We start from the raw sequence: 24,155 nt of genomic DNA, 5'->3' as shown, positions 1-24,155 counted from the left end.
GTTCTCACTCCTTCACGTCCAGGAATTTTTTTTGCAGGTACGTAATCAGCATAATGATGATAAAGAACAGGACAACGGCCGCACTTCCGTACCCGATGTTCATGTAACGGATCCCGTGTTGGTAGAAGTAGGTGACGACCGTACTAGTTGCTCCAGCCGGAGTTCCCAGCGCCCCGTACCTAGAAATGGCGGCGATTTGGTCATAGATTTGAAATCCGGCGATCGTAGACACGGAGACGATAAAGAACGTGACCGCCTTCAACGAAGGCACCGTAATATAGCGGAATTTATTCCACTTCGAGGCGCCGTCGATCTCGCTTGCTTCGTACAAGTCTTTGGGAATTTCCTGCAGGCCGGACAAATAGACGATCATCGTAAACCCGGCTTGCTGGAAGATAAACAGAATGCATACAAACAGCAGCGCGTACTTCGTATCGGCGTACCAGGTAACATTGCCGAATCCCAGCGTGCCGAAGAAATTCGTCAGGAACGTCCCTTGCTTAAACAGCATCATAAAGACGGTGGTAATCGCAATTTGCGAAGTGATGTAGGGTAAGAAAAAGACCGTCCGGAAGATGCCCTTGCCCTTGAGCTTCTGGTTAACGAGCAATGCGAGAAACAAGCCCAGTATCGTTTGCAACGGGATCGAAACCACCACGATCTCCAGGGAATGGAGCAGGGCACGGAAGAACTCCCGGTCATGAAGAATTTCAATATAATTGCTTAACCCGATAAACTTGGCTTGATCCAGCGAGGCAAAGTTGGCATCCTGAAAGCTTCTGACAAAAGACTGAATGAAAGGATATAAAAACCACCAGGCCCATAAAAGCAAAAAAGGCAGGGTAAACAACCAGCCTAATGTCAGATCCGAATCGGCGATGGAACGAAACACGGATTGCCGATTTTTATTGTTTTTCACGGGTAACACCTCGTTTCTGCTTTCTTGCGGATAAAGTAAAAAAGGTACCGCTCTCTCTGAAACTTGCCTGATCAGGAGAGAGCGGCTGCTTATCAAGGAGCAAATGGAACTTAGTTAAACTGACTTTGGATATCGTCAAGAATTTGCTGCGCCGTCTTGCCGGATCCGCCGAGAATCAGGCCTTCCAGCTCTTGCACAAGCGCATCGGTAAAGCGTTTCGTATCCGTTGGATATTCGAAGTCCGTGCTGTATTCCAGCGCTGGCTTCAATGCGCTGAACTCCGGATTTTTCTCGAAGTATTGGCCGGACAGCGAAGTTAATGCCGGGTTAAAGCCCAGATCCATAAAGGCCTTTTGCGTTTCGTCGTTCGTCATGTAGTAAGCCGCTTTCAACGCTGCTTCTTTGTTTTTGGCGTCCTTCAGCACAATATAAGCGTCGGAGCTCATCGTGCTGCCGTTGGTCGTCCCTTTAGGAATCGGCAAAGCCACATATTTCAGATCCGGATTTGCGTCCTTCAGGTAACCTTTGTACCAGTAACCGCCAGTACTCATCGCACCTTTCTCGTTGCTGAATACTTCGCCGTCCCAACCAAAGCCTAACGATTTCGGTGTTACCGCAATGCCTTCTTTGTACATATCGACGATCAGTTCCAGCGCTTTGACGTTCTCTGGAGAATTGATCGTTTTGCCGTAGCCCCAGCCGCCGCCGAAGCTTTTCACATAGTTGGTGATATGGAAGGCGTCCAGGTTCACAATGATGCCTTTCACGTCGCCTTTATTCAGCACTTTGGCTGCTTGAATCACTTCATCCCAGGTCGTAGGATAGTCCCCAAGCCCGGCGCCTTTCCACATCTTCTCATTGATCAGGAACATCGCAGGCATGTCCGTATTCGGGATGCCGTACATTTTGCCGTCAACCTTCCAGATGTTCTTCGAAGATTCCGGGAAGCGGCTCATATCGATGCCCGTACTTTGGATCAGATCATCGATGGGCGTAAACAGATTTTTATTGATGTATTCATACGCGCCTTCGTTGGACATCTTGATAAAGTCCGGTGCGACGCCCGCGGCGATTTCCCCCGGCAACGTATTCCAAAACTGCTCACTGCTTGGGTACTGCTTGATCTTCAACTCAATATCCGGGTAAACCGTGTTGATCTTATCAGCTGCGGCTTGATAGATCGCCAAGTCTTGGGCGGTTCCCCAGAACCCGAAGTTGACGGTGACTTTTTGTCCCGGTTTCGTCTCGCTTCCCCCTGTATTGTCAGCGGTTTTGCTGCTTCCGCAAGCGGTCAAGCCTACGACAGCGGCAAGGCACAAAATCAGCAGAGCTGAAAGTGTTCTTTTTCTGGCTTTCATTGTTGTTGCCTCCCTTTTGATCACTTCTGTCTTTCTTGCTCCTTAAGCATAAACACCCCTAAACACAAAAAAAATTAATCAAATATTGATTAATTTTAGATTTTCGCCTCGATTTTTAGTTGATCGTTGCAGGCGGCGGTATAAGTTTTTAATATAATCACACTTTTTTATCTGATTTATGCTTCTTTTTTATCCTTCTTCATTGCGATATTGCTTCGGAGAGACTCCCGTATACTTGTTGAATACGATTGCAAAATGCGCCTGATTGCTAAACCCGACTTTCTCGGCGACCTCGTAAATTTTATAGCGGTAATCTTTTAACAGCTCTTTGGCTTTATTGATGCGCAGCTCATTAATATAATCAAACAAGCCTTGCCCTACTTCCTCTTTAAACAGGCGGCTGACATAATTCGGGCTGACTTGGAACAGGTCGGCAAACAGCTTCAGGGAGAGGCTGTCTTGATAATGATGCTCGATGTACTCCAAAATATTGCGGATCAACTGGCTGTACCCTTTGAAAGCGTTGGCCCCTCCGCCAAGCCGCTGTTCAAAAACAGTCCGGTATGCGCTGGACATTTGCTCGAAATCTTCAAAAGCCCCGCGGGCGGTGAGTTCTTCCTCCGCCTCTGTTTTGGCCTTGCTCCCGTTTCGGTCCATCATAAATAACAAGCCTTCGTACACTTTTTGCACCTCTGCCTCGTCCAGACACTCCTCCGTCCGGATCAGATTCTCCCAGCGCGACAGCCCATCCATGAACTTCTCGTGCGCATGCTCGGCCAAGGCTGACTTCATTTGCTTCACATAAACCTCCGCTTGCTCCAAGGCCACCTCGCTTCGCTCCTTCTGGTGGCTGTAATAGAAAATCGAGGATTCCGGATGGTAAAAATGGTGCGACAACGCCTGCAGCGCTTGTTTGTACGCCGTGGGCACTTGCTCGAATCGGTCCACCCAATCGCTGATGCCCAGCACAATATCAATATTCACGAAACGCTTGAGCGTGGAACTGATCCGTTGCACGATGTCGTTGACGCGCGTCAGCGAAGCGAGCAGACTCTTCAGTTCGCTGTTGCTGATCAGGAGGGCGGACAGCCGCTCGTTTAATGGCACGAACTCGATCTCCCGCTCCGCCGAAACCATTTCGTTCACCATATTTTGCACGGTATTCCCGAGTACGGACTGCGACGATTCGCTGTATCTTTGCAGCACCTTGTCATAGTTTTTAATTTTGAACAACACAACGTAGATGTTGCCTTCTTTTAACCGTGTTTCCGAGAGCTCATGCTGGATACCGGTGCCGTACAGCAGGCCGCTGAGCAGCTGCTCCTTGTGATTTGTTGCCCTTGGGGGTTGTGAAGGAATAGGGGCGGTCCCGAGTTGCTCGCGGATGTTCTGCAGCATGCCAATCAGCTCCCGGTCATTGATGTCCGGCTTATGAAAATAATCGAGCGCCCCCAGCTTCATCGCCTCCTTCACAAACCCGAAGTCGTCAAAGCTGCTCAGGACCACCACCTTGACGGGCAGCTCCTGCTCTTTGATCCGGCGCAGCACTTCAAGCCCGTCCATTTTCGGCATTTTGATGTCCAGCAGCACGACATCCGGCTGCTCGCTGGCGATCAACCGCAACGCCTCAGCTCCGTCTCCAGCCTCGCCGATGATCTCCACGCCTTCGGCTTGCCAATCGATCGCCGATTTAATGCCGATTCGCACCAGCGGCTCGTCGTCTACAATCAATATTTTCATTTGCTGTCCCCTCCCCCTGCCGTTTCATTCGAAATGACTGGAACCCGAATCAGCGCCACAGTTCCCCCCTGCCTTCCGGGGGCAAGCCATAAGCCGTATCCCGGTCCAAAATGCAGACGTATCCGGCTTCGAATATTCTGAATGCCAATCGAGTTGAATCCATCTCTGGAGATTTCCTTATACCCTGGCTTGGCATGTAACCCGCCATCTTCCGGGAACCCGCGGCCGTTGTCCGCCACTTCCACGTACAGGTCGCCTTGCCGTTCATAAATGGAAATGTCCAGCTTCCCTTTATAATCAATTCCCTCAAAGCCATGGAAAATCGCATTTTCCACCAGCGGCTGGATCAGGAATTTCAACGTTTTGTATTCGGTGACGCCCGGGTCAATCGAATACGTCACCTCAAACTTGTTGAAGTACCGGAAATCCAGAATTTTGGCATAGCTCTGGACAAATACGACTTCCTCAGCGATGGGAACAAAGTTCTCATCCGTCTTCATGCTGAACTTCATTACAGAAGCGAAAGCTTGCAGCGCCTCTTCAATTCCAGAAGCGCCTTGCACTTTGGCCATCCACTTGATCACATTTAAGGTATTGTATATAAAATGCGGGCGGATTTGCGATTGCAGCGCGTCCATCTCCAGCTTGCGCTTCTCTTCCTCTTTCTCGTAAATCCGCGCAATCAGACTGCGAATTTCCTGCAGCATCTGATCGATCGTACTGCTGATCACCCCAACCTCATCGCTTTGCCGCGTATCGAACCTGACATCGAGCTGGCCCTGGGCGACCAGCTTCATTTTGCGGTTCAATACGGCCAAAGGCTTCATAATTCGCGTGGCAATGCGCAGGGAGATCAGGATCGACAAGACCAGCAGCAGGAGGAGCGTACCGGCCATGATGGCCACCAACTGGTACACAATGGAGTACAGGTCGTCCTTCGCAATCAGGGTCACCGCATGCCACTCGGCCACCTGAGACGGAGAAGAGATCATATACAGCTTTTGGTTGATCCACATTCGGGTCGTACCGGTCCGGCCGGACGGCTCCTCCTGAAAGCCGCTCCCAAACACGGCGGAGGCCGCCTTGCCGATCTCTCCGCTGTTTGAGCTTTGAATAATCATCCGATCTTCATCCAGCAAATAGAAGTTGGATTTTTCCGCGAACGCTGTATTACTCCACAACGTCTTCAGCTTGTCCGTCGAGATGTTGAAGACAATAAATCCGAGCCGTTCCTTGGTATACGGATCCATAATGGCCCGGCCCGCGGATACGACCGGAAGGCGGTGCGGCGATAACAGCTCGTCGTAATGAATACCCGTCGTGACAAACTGCCCGTTCCCTTCTCGTATTTTGCGGATAAACGCCTCCTGTAAATAAGTGGTTTTGAAATATTGATAGTTGATATACTCGCGGTTGCTGCGGCCGATAATCGACTGATCATGCTCATGAAAAATAACGACCGAATCCACCAAATCAGAATATAGCATGATCCCGCTTTGAATCAATCCGTTAACCTTATCGAAGTCCCGACCGCGTTCCAGCAGCGGATAAGGGACCTGGGTATAGTCCTTCTTCATGATTTGGTACACGCTTTGCTCCTGGATGGGAAACATGGACAACCTTTGTAACGGCTGCAGGGACGTATCAATATTGGTCACGATTTGCTTGTTGTTCTCCACCGCCGCATCCAGCATCACGTTTCGGTTCTTGTCGACATAAATCCATGACACGATCCCGCCGATCAAGATAAGCGGAATGAGAATAAAGACGGAAAAGGCAGCGATCAGCTTCTTCTCCAAGCTCAGTTGTGACAGTTTCTGCCGGGTGAATATCATCATCATTACCTCTCCAGAATAGATCGCCCCGCTCCGCTTGTCCGAAATTGCTTTGGCGTCATGCCGACAAATTCCTTAAACAACCGGGTGTAGTAACTCTGACTGCAAAATTTAAAATGAAATGCGATTTCGGAAATGGAACGGTTCGTATAGATAAGCATGTGTTTCGACTCTTCAATCTTGCGGCTGTTAATGTATTTCATCAGCGGCAATCCGGTTTCCCGGCGAAAACGATCGGACAAATAACTCGGATGAACGCCAAGGTGACCCGCAATGAGCGGCAAGGTCAAATCGTCAAAAATATGCTGCCGGATATAATGGATGGCCAGCTTCACCAGATGGGAGTACGGCAGCTCCTCCCTTTCCCGCTGAATCGTCATCACGAACTGCACCAGCATCTCGTATTCGAATTGGGCCAGCGCTTCGAGATCGTTAAGCCTTTCGATCTCCAATATTAGAGTATCACTTAAGTGAAAAGCAATCTCCGGATCGACCCCGCCCTGGATAATCGCCCTTGTAAACAAAGTGCAGGAGGCGATGAGGGCGTTTTTTTTGGAGCGCAGCGGATAGGTTGCCAACACCGCAGCTTCAAGCTCGTTGATTTTTCGCATCACCTGAAGTGCTGTTGCTTCGTCCCCCATCCGGACCGCTTCCAGCAGCTCCTGTTCGTAGTCTACCGGAGGATGGACAAAACGATCCTGGAGTGCCTGCATTTTCGATGACCGATAATACGTATGACCCTGTTGAAGATTCATCATATCCCACCTAAAAATTTTGACAATTATCTAAAGAATTTAGTATTACATTACCGCTTTAGGTTCTAAAATTCAATCATAACGACCAGGAGGGATCTAACAACCATGACTTGGAAATTAACGAATTCGGACGTTTCACAGCCAGAGCTGTTGAATATGGAAAGTATCTTTGCGCTCGGCAACGGGTATTTGGGCGTGCGGGGCAACTTTGAAGAAGGCTACGGTAAGCAAATGACCAGCATCCGCGGCACTTACTTGAACGCATTTCACGATGTGATCGAAATTCCTTATGGCGAGAAGCTGTTTGCTTTTCCCGAAACGCAACAGAAGCTGGTGAACAACATCGATGCTCAAACGGTGCTGATCTATTTCGGCGAGGAGGATGAGCCTTTCCGTCTGGATCAAGGCAAGATTACGGAATTTCAGCGGACGTTGCATATGGATCAGGGATTTTCGGAGCGAAGAGTGCATTGGACGTCTCCAACCGGCAAAGAAGTGCGTCTGACCTTCCGCCGTCTCGTCTCCTTTACGCACCGTGAATTGTTTGCCATTCATATCAAGCTGGAGCCGATCAACTTTAGCGGCCCGGTCAAAATCGTCTCTACGCTAAACGGTAATGTCAAAAACTACACCAATCCCAATGATCCGCGGGTTGGAGCGGGCCATGCGGAACGGATGACCGTGGTGGAAACTGGAACGCGAGGCGAATACGGCTACGTCGTGGACGAAACGATGGTTTCCAAAATGAAAGCCGCTTGCGTCACCCGCCATCAGTTAACTGCCGATGCAGAGATCGCGCTGGATACAAAGGACGGAGAAATAGTTTATACGGCAACCTTCGCTCTGAACGGCCCTGTTGAATTTACAAAATTCAACGTATATACGGACACTCTCCGCCATGGCGAAGGATTCCAGGAGCGGGCGTTTGATCTGCACGAGCGCTTGTCCGGCTTGTCCTTTGGCGATTTGCTCGCAGAGCAGACGGGGTATCTGAACGATTATTGGAAATCGGCCGACGTCATCATTCAGAACGATGAGAAGCTGCAGGAAGGCATCCGCTTCAACCTGTTCCAGCTGCTGCAATCCGCCGGCCGGGACAAGTACAGCAACATCGCCGCCAAAGGCTTAAGCGGCGAAGGGTACGAAGGCCATTACTTCTGGGATACGGAAATTTATATGTTCCCGGTCTTTTTGATGACCCAGCCGGAGCTGGCCCGCCAGCTGCTCTTGTACCGTTACTCCATTCTGGACGATGCCAGAGCGAGAGCGCGGGAGATGGGGCACCACAAAGGCGCGTTGTTCCCTTGGCGCACCATTTCAGGGACCGAATGCTCCTCGTTCTTCCCGTCAGGCACAGCGCAATATCATATCAGCGCGGACATCGCCTACAGCTATGTCCAATACTACCTTGCTGCGCAGGATCGGGATTTCCTGCTGAACTACGGCGCGGAAGTGCTGATCGAAACGGCGCGGTTATGGGCTGAAATCGGGCATTATTACAACGGTGCATTCCACATTGATGAAGTCACCGGGCCGGACGAATATACCTGCTGCGTGAACAACAACTACTATACCAACGCTATGGCCAAGCATAATTTGAAATGGGCGGCCAAAAGCTGCGTGATCCTGAAAGACTACGATGCCGCAGGCTACCAGGCGCTATGCGCGAAGCTTGGCGTTACGGACGACGAAATCGCCGCTTGGGAAGCGGCAGCTGCAGCGATGTTCCTGCCATATGATGAAGCTCTGGGCATCAACCCGCAGGATGATACGTTCCTGCGCAAGGCCGTTTGGGATTTTGCCAATACGCCAAAAGAAAACTATCCGCTGTTGCTGCACTACCATCCGCTGACCCTTTACCGGTACCAGGTGTGCAAACAGGCGGACACCGTGCTGGCCCATTTCCTGCTGGAGGACGAGCAGTCCCTGGAGACGATCCGCCGTTCCTACGATTATTACGAACGGATCACGACCCATGACTCCTCCTTGTCCTCTTGTATCTTCAGCATTATGGCGGCCAAGATCGGCAATCTGGACAAAGCGTACGAGTATTTCATCGAAACGGCGCGGCTGGATCTGGACAACACGCATGGCAATACGAAAGATGGTCTGCATTTGGCAAACATGGGCGGCACTTGGATGTCGATCGTGTACGGCTTCGCCGGCATGCGGCTGAAAGAAAGCGGCCTGTCTCTTGCCCCAGCGATCCCGCGGGATTGGGAGCAATACGCCTTCCGCCTGACGTTCCGCGGCCGTCTGATTTCCGTGCGTATCGAGAAAGGAGACGTCACCCTGGAGCTGACCGAAGGCGACGCCATCGACATTCAATTGTACGGAGAAACCGTGACATTGCAGCCGGATCGCGCTGTTTCGCGTCCTCTGGCAAACCTTGAACTACATTGAGAAGGAGCGGTTAGGATGGATAACAACCAAACGAAATCTTTACAAGCAGTGATCTTTGATTTGGACGGGGTCATTACGGACACCGCCGAATATCATTACCAAGCGTGGAAAGCCATTGCCGAAGAATTGAACATTCCCTTTACACGCGAGTTTAATGAAAATCTGAAGGGCGTATCCCGCCTCGATTCTTTAAAGCTGCTGCTCAGCCAAACGACCACCCCCGTTCATTACAGCGAAGCGGAGATGAATGAGCTGGCAGCGCGCAAGAACAACCTTTACGTCAAGTTGATCGAGAAAATTACGCCAGCCGACCTGTTGCCGGGAATCTCCGGGTTTCTAACGGAGCTGCGGGAAGCCGGGATCAAGACCGGGATCGCTTCCGCCAGCAAAAACGCCCAAACCGTCCTTGACGGTCTGGGCGTGACAAGCTGGTTTGATGTGATTGTGGACGTGACCCGCTTAAAGAACAATAAGCCGGATCCGGAGATTTTCCTGACCGCGGCGGCCCAACTCGGAGTGGAGCCGGCGGCCTGCATCGGCGTGGAAGACGCCGTTTCCGGAGTCGACGCGATCAAAGCCGCGGGCATGTTCGCCGTCGCCATCGGCGCAGCGGAGCAGTTCCCGAAAGCCGACATCGTGCTGCCCAGCACCGCCAAGCTCAGTTTGCGGGATCTGATGGAGCATTTTGCGGTAAAAGCGTAGAGCTGCTTCTACTCCCCCGGCCATCGCAAGGTTTCCCCGTGATGCAGCAGCCGGATCGTATCCTCAGAGAAGCCAAGGCGGATCCGTTCCTTCTCCAGACGGTCAAGCGCCTCCCGCGCGGTATCATCGGCCAGCCGGAAGGTGCCGTAATGCATCGGAATCATGAGCTTCGCCTTGACATCAACGAACGCTTGCAGCGCCTCCTCCGGCGTGGTATGCTGGCTCGTCATGAACCATTCCGGCTCATAAGCGCCGATCGGCAGGAGCGCCACATCGATCTGAAAGCGCCTGCCGATTTCGGCAAACCCGCGGAAATATCCGCTGTCTCCGGCAAAATAGATGACCGGCGGTTTCTTCTCCACCTTGCTTGGCACCGGCTCCAGGACGTAGCCGCCCCAATGCGACGTATTCGTATCAAATGGCGTGCGGCGCGTCCAGTGCTGGGTGGGGACAAAGGAGATGTCGACCTCCCCAATGCGTACGCGCTCCCACCAGCTCATCTCATGGACGTTATAGAACCCTTTCCGCCACATCTTCCGCCCAAGGCCGACAGGGACAATGATCGTGGTGTCCTTGCTATAAATCCGGCGGATCGAAGCAAAATGCATATGATCATAATGGGAATGAGAGATCAGGATCACGTCGATGGGCGGCAGTTGATGAATGGGGATCCCCGGCTCGGTAAGCCGACGTTGAAATCCCATCCGCATGGCCCAGACGGGATCGGTAACGATATTAAGACCTTGATATTGGATCAGGAACGTAGAATGGCCGATCCACGTAATCGTGCTCTCTTCACGGTTCGCCTGCAAATAATCGAGTTCCGGCGGCTTATTGGGAATCACGAAGGAATAATCCTTCTTTTTGCTGCGCCGTTCTTCCCGCAGCTGCTTAAATTGCTTTAACGTTTTGTCGGTGCTCACGTTATCGAGGTTATTGTAGCGCATTCTTCTTGGCATCGCTCCAGTGACTCCTCTCCGCATTTCTTTCGCTCTCTCTGGTATAAACCCAAATTTCCCGGGTCAATCGGCCCGATCCTTATACTTCCAGGCATAGAGAAATAAGAACAGGACCGCCCCGGCTACCACCAACTCCGGAGCTACCATCATCATAAACCACTCCATCCCCTTCACCCTTTCCCCGGCGAATTGCCTCTTACATATTTGGCGTCAAACAAAAACAACCGCATCAGCAAGAACAAGGAAGGAATGAGAATACACAATCCTGCAACGAAAGCGGTGATTAAGGCGACGGCCATCGTCTCGTTGGTGAAGCTCTCGTAGATACTCACCTGCTTATAGAGAATATAGGGAAGGTGGCTGCGGCCATATCCGTACCAAGCAAACGCGAACTGCAGCATGACCAGCAAGAACGACCAGCCTAGCCGCCGCTTTTTCCACATCAAGATGACGGCCCCCAGGTAACAAATCAAAGAGGCGATAAACATCCACGCTACCTCCAACATATGTGCGAAATGCTCCGGATTTTGCCGATGGATCTGAAAAAAGGCGAACACACAGGCGAGAATCGTCGGCCCGCTCCACAGCAGCGCATACCCGCGCAGGACTCCGAAAGCCCGCTGATCCCCCGCTTTATCCGCGTAAAACGCCAGAAACATCGCCGAAATGTACAGCACAGACACCAGTGCCAGCAGGATCACCGACCAGGTATACGGATTGCCAAAGAAGGCTGCCCAATCCAAGACAACCTTCCCGTCGCGCTCGCCAATGATACCGCCCTCCGAAATAGCTAAGATCGTCGAAAGGGCCGCCGGAATCAGCAGACCCGTTGCCCCGTAGACCGCCATATACGTTTTATTGTTCGCTTTACTTGCGCCATAGGTATTGTAAGCGTAATAAGCGCCCCGCAAGGCGAGCAGCACGGTAACCAGACTGCCGGGAATCAGCAGCGCCGTGCCGTAATAATAAGCGGAATCCGGGAAGAACCCGACCAAACCAACGACGAAAAAGATTAAAAACACGTTGGTCACTTCCCACACCGGGGATAAGTACCGCTGAATAATGTCGTGGACTTTGTTTTCATGGCCGGTTATCACGCTGTAATAGCTGAAAAATCCGGCACCAAAGTCAACGGAAGCGACGATTAAATAGCCAAACAGGAACGTCCACAACACCGTAATGCCGACCAGCTCATAGCTCATTGTGCGTCTCATCCCTCAAGCCCGGCTTGCCGCAGCTCGGTGAGCACATCCTTGTTGCGGAACATCCGGGATAATACGTAAACGCAGGAAAGGCACAGGACCAGATACAGCACGGCGAACATCAGCAGCATCGGGCCAACGCTTTCCGAGGTGGTAGCGGCTTCCCCCACCTTCATATAGCCCCGGATGATCCACGGTTGACGGCCAAACTCAGCGAACATCCAGCCCAGCTCGATGGCGACCATCGCCAGTGGCCCCAGCGCCAAAATGCCGATCAGCAGCCAGACCGGAACCTTCGTCTTGCCGCCGGGCAAGTAGCGCCGCAGCAAATACAGGAACGGAATCAGGACGAGCAGCGCCCCGATCGTCACCTTGAGATCAAACATATAATGAATCAGCAACGGCGGACGCTCATCTACAGGGAACTCCTCTAACCCGATGACCCGGGTATTGGGCGAGTTACCGGCAAGGATGCTAAGCGCATACGGGATTTTCAGCGCGTATTTGACGTTCCCGGCCTCATCCAGTACGCCGCCGTATATCAACGGTGCCCGTTCCATCGTTTCAAAATGCCATTCCGCCGCCGCCAGCTTCTCCGGTTGATACTTGGCCAGAAACTTGCCGGAGAAATCCCCAATCACCGCCGTCGCCAGGGCAAACACGAAGGAGGAGACGACCGTCAGTTTCAGCGCCTTTTTGAAATAGACGTGATCCCGGCCGCGCAGCAGGCTGAAAGCCGCGATGCCCGCCAGAATTCCCGCACTGGCCGTATACGAGGAAGCCAGGACATGGGACACCTTGGTTGGCGTTGCCGGATTAAACATCGCCACCAGCGGACGGAAGTCTGCGATCACCCCGTTTTTGAGCGTGAATCCCTGCGGTGTGTTCATGAAGGCGTTCAGCGTGGTAATGAAGAAGGCGGAAGCGGAAGAGCCGATGGCGACCGGACTCAGCAGGAGCAGGTGCAGCCCCTTATTTTTGAATCGATCCCACGTATAAAGGTAAATCCCCAGAAAAATCGCCTCCACAAAAAAGGCGAAGGTCTCCATAAACAGCGGCAACGCAATCGCCTGTCCGGCGACGCGCATAAAGGTGGGCCAGAGCAGGCTGAGCTGCAAGCCGATGGACGTCCCGGTCACGACCCCAATTGCCACGGAAATGACGAAGCCGCGAGCCCAGCGGCGAGCCAGCATCGTATAATGCGGATCGTTCGCGCGAATGCCCCGCCACTCCGCCAGCGCGATCATCAGCGGCACGCCAACGCCAATCGACGCAAAGATGATATGTACGAACAAGGTCAGCCCGGTAAGCATCCGGCTTAAAGTGACCGAGTCAAGATTTGCCATAACTCAAGCTCCTTCAGGAGAAGTAATGGAGGAAACGAATCAAGCTTTTGATGAAGGCATACAGCATGATCACGGCTACGATGAGACATACGATCGCCAGGGTTCGCTCTTGTTTTCGGAACATGCCTTCGCCTCCTTGCCCATTTAGTGTGTCGCGGATGTTCCTTTTTATTCCTATGAGGGTTGGGCAATAGGCCGCATTGAGGTACAATAGACAAGAAAAGTTTAAAATTAAACCAATCTGGGATTAAAGGCCTCATCTACAGAAAGGAGCCGTGATGATCAATGAAGATCGTCTTTATCGAACCGACCCCCAGCCCAAATACGATGAAGCTGCATTTGGATGAAAGCTTGGAGCCGGGGATTCGGAAAACATATACGCTGAACAACGAACGCTCTGCCCCCGCTTGGATTCGCGGATTGCTGCAGATCCCCGGGGTCAAAAGCGTGTTCCACACCGCTGATTTTGTTGCCTTGGATCGGAAAGGGAACGCTGATTGGGCGGCAATTTTGTCCGAAGTGCAGAAGCAATTTGGACAGGAAGGCGTGGAATCGGCCTGGACCCCGGAGAGCGGGGAAGCCTCAGGATACGGGGAGGCGCAGGTCTTTGTGCAGTTCTTCCGCGGCATCCCGATGCAAATTCGGGTGAAGGCGGGGAACCAAGAGGAACGGATTTCGTTGTCCGAGCGGTTCGTGAACGCCGTCACCGAGGTGGCCAGCGCCACGCTGATCAAGGAGCGCAAGCTCGTCGATTACGGCGTGCGCTACGGCGAGCTGCCTGACATCGCCCGCGAGATCGAGCAGGAGCTGGAGGCGGCGTATCCGCCGGAGCGGCTGAAAGGCATCGTCGAGCAAGCGATCGCCCACGGCCGCAGCGAGACGGAGTTCGTCGAGCAGCGGCGCGCGCTTAGCCTGGACGAAATCCGCGAGCGGATGAAGGACCCGGATTGGCGCGTGCGCTACGCCGCGCTGGAGTCGCTGCAGCAGCCAAGCGCAGAGGCGCTGCCGCTGCTGGCGGAGGCGCTGCGCGACCCGCAAATGCAGCTCCGCCGGCTCGCCGTCGTTTACCTCGGCGACCTGCGGACGCCGGAGGCGATGGAGCTGCTGTACGAGGCGCTGCGCGACGCTTCCGCCGCCGTGCGGCGCACCGCCGGCGATACGCTGTCCGACATCGGCGATCCGGCGGCCACGGGGCCGATGATCGCGGCGCTATCGGACAGCAGCAAGCTGGTCCGTTGGCGCGCGGCCCGCTTCCTCTACGAGGTCGGCACGGATGATGCCTTAGAGGCGCTGCGCGCAGCGGTAGACGACCCTGAATTTGAGGTGGGTCTGCAAGCGCGCATGGCCGTCGAGCGGATCGAGTCCGGCGAGCAAGCCGCCGGAACGGTCTGGCAGCAAATGGCCGGCCGCGAGCGTGGGGGCAACAAGTAAACAAAAACGAGCAAGGGTCACCCGACATGAGGTGTCGGTGATCCTTGCTCGTTTATTTTTTTCATCCTTATTCCCAATGAATCTCAACCCGCAAATCATCCGTTCCCTCCAAAGGCTGCATCAGGTAACGGATATTTCGGATGCCCAGGTTGTACAGCCCGGTCAAGTCCTCCAGCAACTGCTCATCCGAACCGGCGTAACGCACGGTCACCGTGGCTTTTCCGGCCTTCATGCCGGACTTGACCCGTTCTGCCAGTCCTTTGGCGGTGGACACTGCCGCGTCGGCGTCGTATAAGTCGTACCCCAGCGCAGTCTTCAGCGCAAGATAGGTTTGCTTCTTCTCCCCGCCTGCCTCAATTAGCGCCTGCAGAGTTTTGATATAAGGTACGGACGCCCGAGGATAATCGGCCGCTTTCCAGATATGATCCTGCCTCATCTGCTCATCGGTTCGCAAGTAATACGTATAATTGACCCGCTTGGGCACATCAGGGACCGGGTCGTCCCAGGTCGTGTCCAGATGGTACCAGCGGTTGTCGAGACGCACGAGGTTCCACGCATGCAGCTGGCCTCCCGCCGTCCCTTCCACTAAACGGTTCTCAATCCCGGCTTCCTTCAGCAACTCGTAAGTCAGCAAGGCGTAGCCTTGACATACCGCTTCGCCAGTTTTGAGCCCTTCATAAGCGGTATATTTTTGCAGATCGGTATCGTACTTCAGGTTCAACACGACATAATCGTGAATCGCTTTGATTTTCTGATGGTTGTTCATGCCCGGTTGGATCAGCTGCTTGAGGATGTTCTTCACGCTTTGGCGGACGTAAGCGGTCTGCTCAGCCGTTTCGCGGTAATGAACCTGCAGCGTGATCTTGGCCGATCCCGTTGTGCCTCGCCAGGAGTAGACGTAACGATCCACGATATATTTCGTATACGGATCGGCTTCCAGCGCATCGTGCACCGCTTGCTTCAGCTGATTCTCCAAATTTTTGGTCGACCCCTTATATTTCAAGGTAATCGTCGTGTTCCGCGCCTCCATCCCTTGCGCCAGCTTAGCCTGCAGTTGCTTGGCGGTCGTGACCGTCGCCGGCTCCGCCGCCGCTTGAACCGGGACGGCAATCCCTCCAAGTGGTTCGGTACTCAGCAGTAAACCGCCGATCACCCCGGTTATGAGCCAACCTGTTGAAAGTCTCCCGATTTTCTTTCCCATCTGGCTTCCCTCACCTTCCGGTCAAGCTGCATAAACGATTTCTTCTGCCAATCTTTCGATCAAGCCCATTGTAACACAGCCTCTCCTGCAAAAGCTTACTAGTTTTGTCGAACGCAAAACAGGATTTGGACAGCCCCCGTAAGGCGGTTCCTTCGAGATCTCACGAAAATCTGTTTCCTAAAATTCACAATCAGCTTCTACAAATGAAAGCAGGGCTTATGTATAATAAAAAATATAAAAAAATGTGATAAATGTCATTGCGTGAATTTTCAGACTTCCATAGGAATGGAGAATCGATTGGATGACTATCGTAAATATTTCGGATATTTCGGTGGAATTATTTTTAGCCGTCATGTTTTTTCTGCTGATTGTGGCTCCCATGGTGAGCCTCGGTGTACTGCGATTGTTCCAGGGCCGCAAGCGGGCGGGCTTTGCCTTAATCGGCGGCGGAGTGTTGGGATATTTCGTGTTCCAACTGATTGCCGGACTGTTTATCTAGGAAGCATAACGATAAATTGATTGCTCCATGCAAAAGAAAACGGCGATACAGGCCCTTCCTGTATCGCCGTTTTGCTGTTCCTTATTTTACAGCTGCTGCAGCTTGCTCATGCTCCATGCTTTCGATGAATTTCTCGCAATCGATCGCAGCCATGCAGCCGCTTCCTGCCGCCGTAATCGCTTGGCGGTAGCGGGTGTCCTGTACGTCGCCGCAAGCGAAGACGCCCGGAACGTTGGTCTCGGAAGTGCCTGGCTTCACCACGATATACCCGTTGGCATCCAGATCGATTTGGCCGCCCAGGAACGAGGTGTTCGGTTGATGGCCAATCGCCACGAATACGCCGCTGGCCGGAATGATTTCTTCCTCGCCCGTTGCGTTGTTGCGCACTTTCAGGCCGGTAACCCCATGCTCTCCGGCGATGACTTCAAGCGGCGTGCGGTTGAGGGCCAGCTCGATTTTCTCGTTGCTGCGCACGCGATCCTGCATGATCTTCGAGGCGCGCAGCTCTTCGCGGCGATGCACCACGGTGACTTTCGAAGCAAAGCGGGTTAAGAATCCGGCTTCCTCCATTGCGGAATCGCCGCCGCCGACCACAATAATCTCTTTGTTGCGGAAGAAGAAGCCGTCGCAGGTCGCGCAAGTGCTTACGCCGCGTCCAACGTTCACCTCTTCGCCCGGGATGCCCAGGTATTTAGCCGTAGCACCTGTCGACAAGATCAATGTCTCAGTCACGAGCTCACCAATTCCTTCTACCTGAAGTTTAAACGGACGTTGGCTCAGATCCACGCTGTTCACCCAGCCCGTGCGGAATTCAGCTCCGAAACGTTCGGCTTGCTTGCGCATGTTATCCATCAATTCCGGGCCCATGATCCCTTCCGGGAACCCCGGGAAATTTTCTACTTCCGTGGTTGTTGTTAATTGGCCGCCTGGCTGCGGACCTTCGATCACCAGCGGATTCATGTTCGCGCGGGCCAGATATATTGCAGCGGTTAACCCTGCCGGGCCGGTTCCGATAATAATTGATTTGTACATATCCTCAAATCCTTTCAAATGGATTCATCACAAATTATAGATATAAGATGGCTTGATTCTAATTATGTGAACGTTGCAGGAATCTGTCAATCTTTGTAATGGATAGGTTTGGTGAAGGTTAAATGAAGGAATGGTGAAGACCGCTATGTCAGGACCACAGCGCGAGCCACTACGCGCGACGCTACCGAAACCACTATCGAAACCACTACCGAAGCAGCCGCAGCCCGTTCAGAATCACCAATAGCGTGCTGCCCTCATGACCCACGACACCAAACGGCAGCGGAATACCCGCCGCAAAATTGCTTACGATCAGCATCAGAATAACGGCACCGGCAAAAACCAGGTTCTGCTTCACGATCCGCCGAGCCCGCCGGGCGAGCGAGATCGTCTCCGCAATCCGCTCGATGCTGTCGTTCATCAGCACGACATCGGCCACTTCCAGCGCGGCCCCGCTGCCGCCGCCGCCCATGGCGATGCCCACGCTTGCGGCTGCGAGCGCCGGCGCGTCGTTGACGCCGTCGCCGACCATCGCGACGCTGCCATAGCGCTCCCGCAGCGCCTTGACATGCGCGACCTTCTCTTGCGGGAGCAGATCGGCGTACACGAGGTCGACGCCGATCTCCTTGGCCAGCGCGTGTGCGGTCACGCTGCGGTCGCCGGTCAACATCGCGACGGCGACACCCAGCTCGTGCAGCCGGGCGATGGCTGCCTTGGCCTGCGGGCGAACCTCGTCGCGGAGCGCGATGAGGCCGACGTTGGCATCGTCCCGCTGAACGACGGAGACGGTGTGCCCCTCGGCGATCCATCGGCGAAGCTGCTCAGCCAGCGGCCCCGGTAGCATCGAGTCGCCATCGTCCGCCTTGCCGATGCGCCACGCCGCGCCGCTGACCTTCGCTTCGATGCCCCAGCCCGGTAGCGCCCGCAGCTCCTCGGCCCCGTCGATCGGCAGCCCTTCGGCTTGCGCCTTGCGTACGATCGCTTGAGCCAGCGGATGCTCCGACAGGCTCTCCGCCGCAGCGCAGGCAGCCAGCACCTCCCGCGGGTCAACGCCTTCGATGGTGTACAGCCCGGTCACCACCGGCGAGCCTTCCGTCAGCGTCCCGGTTTTATCAAACGCGACGACCCGAATGCTGCCCAGATGGTCCATATGGGCTCCGCCCTTGAACAGCACGCCTTTGCGGGCGCTCTTCGACATCGCCGAGAGCATGGCCGGCATCACCGACGATACAATCGCGCACGGTGAAGCTACTACAAGAAACACCATCGCCTTGTAAAAGGCGAACGACCAGCTCCAGCCAAGCAGCCACGGCGTGAGCAGGATGAGGGCTAGCGTTGCGGCTACAATTGTCTTGGCGTAAATGCCTTCAAGCCGCTTAATAAACCGCTGCGTCCCCGGCAGCTCCTGCTGAGCCTGCTCCACAAGGGTGATGATCTTGGCAAACAAGGTGCCTTCCGCCGGGCTGGACACCTCCACGTAAATCGCCCCTTCTCCATTGATCGTTCCGGCATACACCCCATCCCCCGGCTGTTTATCCACCGGAATCGATTCTCCGGTGATTGCCGATTGATTTACCGCAGAGCTTCCGGTGCGGATGATCCCGTCGGCCGGGATCACCTCCCCGGGCTTCACCAGCAGCAGGTCGCCCACGGCCAGCGCCTCCACCGGCACCAGCTCCATCCCATCTTCGCCAACGCGAAGCGCGGTTTCCGGCTTCATCGCGATCAGCGCCGAGATGTCCTTCCGGCTCCGTTCGCTGGCGAACGATTCCAAGGCGCCACTTAATGCAAAGATAAAGATCAGCATCGCCCCTTCGTTCCAATAGCCGATGGAGGCGGCACCGAGCGCCGCCGCGATCATCAACAAATTCACGTCCAAATCCCGCTCTTGGATTAAAGTGATCAAGCCTTCCCGGGCTTTCACATATCCGCCGACCGCATAGGCCGCGATATACAGCGCCACGGAGATCCAAGGCAGCGTCCCCTGGTTCTCCCAGGCCCATGCGGTCAGCATCAGCCCGCCGCTGCCCAGCGCAAGCAGCATCTCCCGGTGGCTCAAGAGCCGCCTCCAATCGCCCCGCCGCTTCCCGCCCGGGTTCGGTTGATGGGCGGTTTGGTTCACTTCCGACAACGTTCTTCTATGGACAAATTCCATCATAAATTCCTCCTTGTAATCGGGTTAGCTGAGAATGAATATTATTGTTAACCCCTTAAAAATGGCGCAAGCTGCCCCGGGATCTTCCCGGAGCAGCTCACAAATGAGAACGATAATCATTGTTGAATCAGGTCAATAATTTTGGTTAAGAGAAACTTTTGACTCTATTATATGCCGATATTTCCATTTTGTAAACACCTGTTGACCGCAGCTTCAGACCCACATCGGCATCAGCCCCTGTCCGCACACGAAAAAAACCGCTGACCGGACGGACAAACATGGTCCTCCGATTCAGCGGCTTCAGTATAAATTCGGTATAAATGCTATTAGGCCTGGCTCGCAGCGATCGCCTGCTCCAAATCATACAGGATGTCGTCGATCGACTCCGTCCCTACGGACAAGCGGATTAAACCCGGCGTGACGCCGGCGGCCAATTGTTCCGCTTCCGTTAACTGTTGGTGCGTGGTGCTGGCCGGATGAATGATCAACGACTTGGAATCGCCGACATTGGCCAAATGCGAGAACAGCTTCACGCTATTGATTAGCTTGCGACCGGCTTCCACGCCGCCGCGAATTTCAAACGTGAGGATGGCGCCTTGGCCTTTGGGCAAGTATTTTTGCGCCAGTTCATAGGATGGGTGGCTTGGCAATCCCGCGTAGCTGACCCATTCTACCAGTTCATGCGCTTCCAGATATTGCGCCACTTTCAGGGCGTTCTGGCTGTGGCGTTCCACGCGCAGATGCAACGTCTCCAGCCCTTGCAGCAGCAGCCACGCGTTAAACGGCGACAACGAAGCGCCAAGATCGCGCTGCAGCTGAACGCGGGCCTTGATGATGTAAGCGAGCGGACCGACTGCTTGCGTATATACAACGCCGTGGTAGCTTGGATCCGGCTCGGTCAGGCCCGGGAATTTCCCGCTGGCAGCCCAGTCGAATTTACCGCTGTCAACGATGATACCGCCGATCGAGGTACCGTGCCCGCCGATAAACTTCGTTGCCGAATGCACGACGATGTCCGCGCCAAAATCGATCGGACGCAGCAAATACGGGCTTGGGAACGTATTGTCGACGATCAACGGAATCCCATGCTCATGGGCAATCGCCGCGACCGCTTCGATGTCCAGCACGTCACCCTTCGGGTTGCCGATCGTCTCAGCGTAAAGCGCCTTCGTCTTGTCCGTGATCGCTGCGCGAAAGTTTTCCGGATTCGAGGAATCCACGAACTTCACGTGCACACCAAGCTTAGGCAACGTTGTGGAAAACAGATTATAGGTACCGCCGTACAACGAGGTGGAGGAGACGATTTCGTCACCCGCCCCGGCAATATTTAAGATGGAGAAAGTGACCGCCGCCTGACCCGATGCCGTCGCCAATGCCCCGACGCCGCCTTCCAACGCAGCTACACGCTTCTCGAACACATCATTGGTTGGGTTCATGATCCGGGAATAAATATTGCCGAATTCCTTCAAGCCAAACAGATTCGCCGCATGCTCGGTGTCGCGAAAACCATACGACGTCGTTTGGTACAGCGGGACCGCCCGGGAGTATGTAGTGGGATCGATCTCCTGGCCGGCGTGAATCGCCAGCGTTTCTGGGGCATATTGACGCTCTTCAGACATGGATAATTCCTCCTTCAAATCATCGAAATAATGATAAACCAAGAATGTTTTTTCATATTCTCTCACATCTCGTGTGATTTGAAAATAGGAAATCCTATAATTTTTATATGTATTATTTAGATTGAGATAAACCCGTTGATATTTCCGGATAAAATAAGCATCCTCGAACGTTGGCTCACCTTCGCGGAGCCCCGGAAAGAGGGGGGCTTCGCCAACCAGCTTGGCATAGATTCCTTCCGGCGTTTCCCGAAACTCGATCAACCCGGCCTCCGGACACTGATCAAATTGCTCGCGCGTCAGCGTCCCCTGCCACACCCGGTAGGGGTCTGCCATCCAGGATGTTTTCCCTCCGTAAAAGCGAACCTTCCCCCGATCCAGCCACAGCACATGATCGGCCGCTTCCTCCCATTCGCTCAGCTCATGGACCGCCGTGATGACCGTTCGCCCTTCGGCATACCGGTTCAAATAAGCGCAAAGTGATCCCCGGCTTCAACCGCAATTGGTCGATCGCCCGAAGTGGGCGGCATCAGCGTGGCCAAAATGCGCATCAGCGAAGATTTCCCTGCGCCGTTGGGACCCAGGAGGCCCACCATCCCTTCGTTTAGCGTTAAGGTGACATCGTGCAGCGCGAAGCCGCCGCGCGTGTATTTTGGGATCAATTGGTATCATACGGTTCCTCTTTTCCGAACATTTTATCAAGTTATGCCTTCCGCGGGAGACATCTGTAGCTGTAACGGAAAGGGGACATAAAAAGTCTGGATGAAATGAAAAAAAGGGTACTATTTCCACCACCGCTCTGGAATAGCACCCTGTTTCTCCCTCATGTCACTTGATTTTAGTAGTCGTTTTGGCCGCTTTGACCTTGGGCGATGGCCACGCCGGCACTGGTGCCAAGGCGCGTTGCCCCCGCCTTGATCATCGCTTCGGCATCAGCCAGCGTGCGCACGCCGCCGGACGCCTTCACGCCAACGTTTGGACCTACCGTTTTGCGCATCAGCTCCACCGCTTCGACGGTAGCCCCGCCGGTGGAGAACCCGGTCGACGTTTTGACGAAATCCGCTCCGGCTTCCACGGACAGCTTGCAGGCCCGCACGATTTCCTCGTCGGTGAGCAGGCAGGTCTCGATAATGACCTTCACCAGCGCTTTGCCTGCCGCGGCCTGAACAACCCCGGCGATATCGCGGAGGACCAGCCCGTCGTCGCCGTCCTTGAGCGCGCCGATGTTGATGACCATATCGACTTCGCCCGCGCCTTCGGCAATCGCATGAGACGCTTCAAACGCCTTCACTTCCGGCGCCGAGGCGCCCAGCGGGAAGCCGATGACGGTGCACACCTTCACCGGGGAGTCTTTCAGAACCTCCGCTGCGGTCTTGACCCAGGTCGGGTTAACGCATACGGAAGCGAAGCCGTATTGCTTGGCTTCCTCCGCTAATTTAATAATGGCGGCGCGTCCGGCGTCCGCCTTGAGCAGCGTATGATCGATCATAGCAGTAATGGATTGGGATTGAGTTGACAAAGGAATTCCTCCGTTCGTGATTTTAAGATAATGAACTGCATGCGTGAATGCCTGCAAAAGTGCAGGTATTTTTTCTAAAAACTTGGCTTAATCCACTAGCGTTGCATTAACTTTTCAAACGATATTTCAAATCAACAATTTACTAAATTTGCAAATTATAGGCTGGTTTTCATGTACAAAAATAAAGAAATCCCCTAATGTTGAGTTGATCCAAAGGTTATCCATCAACCTCTCAACAAAAGGAGATTTCTATGGATAACAGTACAAATTTAAGTGTCATATGTCAATGTCTACAAATGTTAAATATTAATTCTTCCCGAGATAGCGTTTTGGATTATCGTGCTCGCAAGCTTTTTGTCGGTTCTTCCCTACTGCTGTTCATTGAAGCCCAGTTACAGCAACGAGAGTCTTATGCTGAAATGTCCGAGCATCTTGAAGCCAATGAAGATTTTCAAGCGATACTTGGTGGACTTGAAAGCATAAGCCCATCCCAACTCTCGCGGAAAATGAAGAAGCTTCCCCTAGAGAACCTTCACCTGCTTTTCATGCAAGTAACGAGACAAATCCAACAACTAACGGAGAATAAGCCAGGAATCACGACTAAGATCGGAAAGCTCGCGATCATGGATTCTACTCAAATCACCTTGCCAGCGATTCTTTCCAAATGGGCTTACTGCTCTGCATCCAATCACGGCGTGAAAATGCACACTTCACTTCTAGTCGTCGACGCGAAGACGATGGTTCCAGATAAAATCATCGCCTCAACCAAAGATGTCGCAGACCACGAAGTTGCCCCAAACTTTACGGTCGATAAAGAAGTGACCTATGTGATGGACCGAGGCTATCAGGTGCACAAGCATTTTCAAGCCTGGGTGGACCAAGGGATGAAGTTTGTGGCTCGGGTTAAGGATAATACCCGATTGACGATCCTCAAGGAACGGGCTCTTCCCAAGCGGGGAGATTTCATTCGGGATGCGGATGTAACTCTGCCAGGGCAGCAAATGAAGTTGCGACTCATTGAGTTTCAGGATCAGCAAGGTCGTTTATATCGCCTTGTGACAAGTCGCATGGATTTGTCCGTGCACCAAATTGCAGATGTATATCGGCATCGTTGGCAAATCGAGCTATTCTTTAAATGGATTAAGCAACACCTCCGTTTAGTGAAGCCTCATGGGTACACCGCAGAAGCCATCTGGAACCAGATGTATATCGCGTTGATATCCTATGCTCTGTGCCTGTTGCTACGCCTGAAGCTAGAGTGCAAGCAAACCGTTTGGCAGTTACTTCGATTGATTCGACTCTATGCCGATCGGTCATGGACTAGGCTGCATGAAGCCTTATTCAAAAAGCCCACACGGAGTTCAAAAGGACGAACGAAGCGAAACGGTCGGCCCCCCAAGCAGGCGAACAAATCGATGAAGCCACGAATCATTGTAGAAGTATTGAACTAAATACTTAAATTTTAAAAAATGGGTAACGTGCGGGT

19 protein-coding genes and 1 pseudogene are annotated in these 24,155 nt (G+C 53.4%); 5 read left to right on the top strand and 15 right to left on the bottom strand.

Features of this window, described 5'->3' with window-relative positions:
- Nucleotides 1-4 precede the first annotated feature (4 nt).
- From M3G15_RS15675 to M3G15_RS15655, 5 genes are all read right to left on the bottom strand, one after another.
- Nucleotides 5-928: a carbohydrate ABC transporter permease gene (locus tag M3G15_RS15675; RefSeq protein WP_009226850.1), complete on the bottom strand. Its 924-nt coding sequence runs from the start codon at nt 926-928 to the stop codon at nt 5-7.
- A 101-nt stretch (nt 929-1,029) separates the two neighbouring features.
- Nucleotides 1,030-2,277 carry an ABC transporter substrate-binding protein gene (locus M3G15_RS15670; RefSeq protein ID WP_036646545.1) on the bottom strand — a complete coding sequence of 416 codons (1,248 nt, stop codon included), beginning with the start codon at nt 2,275-2,277 and terminating at the stop codon, nt 1,030-1,032.
- Between the two features lie 189 nt (nt 2,278-2,466).
- Complete coding sequence (locus M3G15_RS15665; protein WP_260071439.1) at nt 2,467-4,017, bottom strand: response regulator transcription factor; 1,551 nt, start codon at nt 4,015-4,017, stop codon at nt 2,467-2,469.
- The gene (locus tag M3G15_RS15660; protein WP_483874604.1) at nt 4,014-5,855 is read right to left on the bottom strand and encodes a cache domain-containing sensor histidine kinase; all 1,842 of its coding nucleotides are present in this window, start codon (nt 5,853-5,855) and stop codon (nt 4,014-4,016) included. The genes M3G15_RS15665 and M3G15_RS15660 overlap by 4 nt, the downstream gene beginning before the upstream one ends.
- Nucleotides 5,856-5,857: 2 nt before the next feature.
- Nucleotides 5,858-6,610: a helix-turn-helix domain-containing protein gene (locus M3G15_RS15655; protein ID WP_009226854.1), complete on the bottom strand. Its 753-nt coding sequence runs from the start codon at nt 6,608-6,610 to the stop codon at nt 5,858-5,860.
- Nucleotides 6,611-6,712: 102 nt separating this feature from the next.
- Here M3G15_RS15655 and M3G15_RS15650 point away from each other — a divergent pair, with 102 nt between their 5' ends.
- Nucleotides 6,713-9,010, top strand: a complete 2,298-nt coding sequence (locus M3G15_RS15650) for a glycoside hydrolase family 65 protein (protein ID WP_260071438.1) — start codon at nt 6,713-6,715, stop codon at nt 9,008-9,010.
- Nucleotides 9,011-9,025: 15 nt separating this feature from the next.
- Nucleotides 9,026-9,712 carry a beta-phosphoglucomutase gene (pgmB, locus tag M3G15_RS15645; protein WP_009226856.1) on the top strand — a complete coding sequence of 229 codons (687 nt, stop codon included), beginning with the start codon at nt 9,026-9,028 and terminating at the stop codon, nt 9,710-9,712.
- Nucleotides 9,713-9,720: 8 nt separating this feature from the next.
- Here the strand turns inward: pgmB and M3G15_RS15640 are convergent, their stop codons facing one another.
- The 4 genes from M3G15_RS15640 to M3G15_RS15630 all read right to left on the bottom strand — a co-directional run bounded on the left by M3G15_RS15640 (nt 9,721) and on the right by M3G15_RS15630 (nt 13,219).
- On the bottom strand, nt 9,721-10,671 hold the full coding sequence (locus tag M3G15_RS15640) for an MBL fold metallo-hydrolase (RefSeq protein WP_036646547.1): 951 nt from the start codon (nt 10,669-10,671) through the stop codon (nt 9,721-9,723).
- A gap of 63 nt (nt 10,672-10,734) precedes the next feature.
- On the bottom strand, nt 10,735-10,836 hold the full coding sequence (cydS, locus tag M3G15_RS21705) for a cytochrome bd oxidase small subunit CydS family protein (protein WP_397376634.1): 102 nt from the start codon (nt 10,834-10,836) through the stop codon (nt 10,735-10,737).
- A gap of 5 nt (nt 10,837-10,841) precedes the next feature.
- Entirely contained in the window at nt 10,842-11,873 is a 1,032-nt protein-coding gene (locus tag M3G15_RS15635; RefSeq protein WP_260071437.1) for a cytochrome d ubiquinol oxidase subunit II, read from the bottom strand.
- Nucleotides 11,874-11,881: 8 nt separating this feature from the next.
- Nucleotides 11,882-13,219, bottom strand: a complete 1,338-nt coding sequence (locus M3G15_RS15630; protein WP_260071436.1) for a cytochrome ubiquinol oxidase subunit I — start codon at nt 13,217-13,219, stop codon at nt 11,882-11,884.
- 285 nt (nt 13,220-13,504) lie between these two features.
- Here M3G15_RS15630 and M3G15_RS15625 point away from each other — a divergent pair, with 285 nt between their 5' ends.
- Nucleotides 13,505-14,650 (top strand): virulence factor, encoded by a 1,146-nt coding sequence (locus M3G15_RS15625; RefSeq protein ID WP_260071435.1) that lies wholly within the window; start codon nt 13,505-13,507, stop codon nt 14,648-14,650.
- 67 nt (nt 14,651-14,717) lie between these two features.
- Here M3G15_RS15625 and M3G15_RS15620 read toward each other — a convergent pair whose 3' ends face one another.
- Entirely contained in the window at nt 14,718-15,851 is a 1,134-nt protein-coding gene (locus M3G15_RS15620) for a transglutaminase domain-containing protein (RefSeq protein WP_260071434.1), read from the bottom strand.
- Nucleotides 15,852-16,152: 301 nt separating this feature from the next.
- Here M3G15_RS15620 and M3G15_RS15615 point away from each other — a divergent pair, with 301 nt between their 5' ends.
- Entirely contained in the window at nt 16,153-16,350 is a 198-nt protein-coding gene (locus tag M3G15_RS15615) for a hypothetical protein (protein ID WP_009226864.1), read from the top strand.
- Nucleotides 16,351-16,431: 81 nt separating this feature from the next.
- Here the strand turns inward: M3G15_RS15615 and trxB are convergent, their stop codons facing one another.
- From trxB to deoC, 5 genes and pseudogenes are all read right to left on the bottom strand, one after another.
- A complete protein-coding gene (trxB, locus tag M3G15_RS15610; protein ID WP_009226865.1) occupies nt 16,432-17,382 on the bottom strand; it encodes a thioredoxin-disulfide reductase in 951 nt (316 codons plus the stop codon).
- Nucleotides 17,383-17,587: 205 nt separating this feature from the next.
- Nucleotides 17,588-19,534, bottom strand: coding sequence for a heavy metal translocating P-type ATPase (locus M3G15_RS15605; RefSeq protein WP_260071433.1), 1,947 nt, complete (start codon nt 19,532-19,534; stop codon nt 17,588-17,590).
- A 326-nt stretch (nt 19,535-19,860) separates the two neighbouring features.
- Entirely contained in the window at nt 19,861-21,153 is a 1,293-nt protein-coding gene (locus M3G15_RS15600) for a homocysteine synthase (RefSeq protein WP_009226868.1), read from the bottom strand.
- Nucleotides 21,154-21,662: 509 nt separating this feature from the next.
- A pseudogene (locus tag M3G15_RS15595) lies at nt 21,663-21,809 on the bottom strand (ATP-binding cassette domain-containing protein); the annotation flags it as partial.
- Between the two features lie 179 nt (nt 21,810-21,988).
- Nucleotides 21,989-22,639, bottom strand: a complete 651-nt coding sequence (gene deoC, locus M3G15_RS15590; protein WP_036646551.1) for a deoxyribose-phosphate aldolase — start codon at nt 22,637-22,639, stop codon at nt 21,989-21,991.
- A 281-nt stretch (nt 22,640-22,920) separates the two neighbouring features.
- Between deoC and M3G15_RS15585 the strand changes: the two genes are divergently transcribed.
- A complete protein-coding gene (locus M3G15_RS15585; protein ID WP_009227155.1) occupies nt 22,921-24,120 on the top strand; it encodes an IS4 family transposase in 1,200 nt (399 codons plus the stop codon).
- Nucleotides 24,121-24,155: the final 35 nt, after the last annotated feature.

Source organism: Paenibacillus sp. p3-SID1389 (assembly GCF_025151705.1).
GTDB classification, from domain to species: Bacteria; Bacillota; Bacilli; order Paenibacillales; family Paenibacillaceae; genus Fontibacillus; species Fontibacillus phoenicis.
This window is presented reverse-complemented; position numbering and strand designations above follow the sequence as displayed.

Coding starts and splice junctions, on each gene's coding strand:
- M3G15_RS15670 (WP_036646545.1), bottom strand. CDS start 2,277: ATGAAAGCCAGAAAAAGAACACTTTCAGCTCTGCTGATTTTGTGCCTT.
- M3G15_RS15665 (WP_260071439.1), bottom strand. CDS start 4,017: ATGAAAATATTGATTGTAGACGACGAGCCGCTGGTGCGAATCGGCATT.
- M3G15_RS15660 (WP_483874604.1), bottom strand. CDS start 5,855: ATGATGATATTCACCCGGCAGAAACTGTCACAACTGAGCTTGGAGAAG.
- M3G15_RS15655 (WP_009226854.1), bottom strand. CDS start 6,610: ATGATGAATCTTCAACAGGGTCATACGTATTATCGGTCATCGAAAATG.
- M3G15_RS15650 (WP_260071438.1), top strand. CDS start 6,713: ATGACTTGGAAATTAACGAATTCGGACGTTTCACAGCCAGAGCTGTTG.
- pgmB (WP_009226856.1), top strand. CDS start 9,026: ATGGATAACAACCAAACGAAATCTTTACAAGCAGTGATCTTTGATTTG.
- M3G15_RS15640 (WP_036646547.1), bottom strand. CDS start 10,671: ATGCCAAGAAGAATGCGCTACAATAACCTCGATAACGTGAGCACCGAC.
- cydS (WP_397376634.1), bottom strand. CDS start 10,836: ATGGAGTGGTTTATGATGATGGTAGCTCCGGAGTTGGTGGTAGCCGGG.
- M3G15_RS15635 (WP_260071437.1), bottom strand. CDS start 11,873: ATGAGCTATGAGCTGGTCGGCATTACGGTGTTGTGGACGTTCCTGTTT.
- M3G15_RS15630 (WP_260071436.1), bottom strand. CDS start 13,219: ATGGCAAATCTTGACTCGGTCACTTTAAGCCGGATGCTTACCGGGCTG.
- M3G15_RS15625 (WP_260071435.1), top strand. CDS start 13,505: ATGAAGATCGTCTTTATCGAACCGACCCCCAGCCCAAATACGATGAAG.
- M3G15_RS15620 (WP_260071434.1), bottom strand. CDS start 15,851: ATGGGAAAGAAAATCGGGAGACTTTCAACAGGTTGGCTCATAACCGGG.
- M3G15_RS15615 (WP_009226864.1), top strand. CDS start 16,153: ATGACTATCGTAAATATTTCGGATATTTCGGTGGAATTATTTTTAGCC.
- trxB (WP_009226865.1), bottom strand. CDS start 17,382: ATGTACAAATCAATTATTATCGGAACCGGCCCGGCAGGGTTAACCGCT.
- M3G15_RS15605 (WP_260071433.1), bottom strand. CDS start 19,534: ATGGAATTTGTCCATAGAAGAACGTTGTCGGAAGTGAACCAAACCGCC.
- M3G15_RS15600 (WP_009226868.1), bottom strand. CDS start 21,153: ATGTCTGAAGAGCGTCAATATGCCCCAGAAACGCTGGCGATTCACGCC.
- deoC (WP_036646551.1), bottom strand. CDS start 22,639: ATGATCGATCATACGCTGCTCAAGGCGGACGCCGGACGCGCCGCCATT.
- M3G15_RS15585 (WP_009227155.1), top strand. CDS start 22,921: ATGGATAACAGTACAAATTTAAGTGTCATATGTCAATGTCTACAAATG.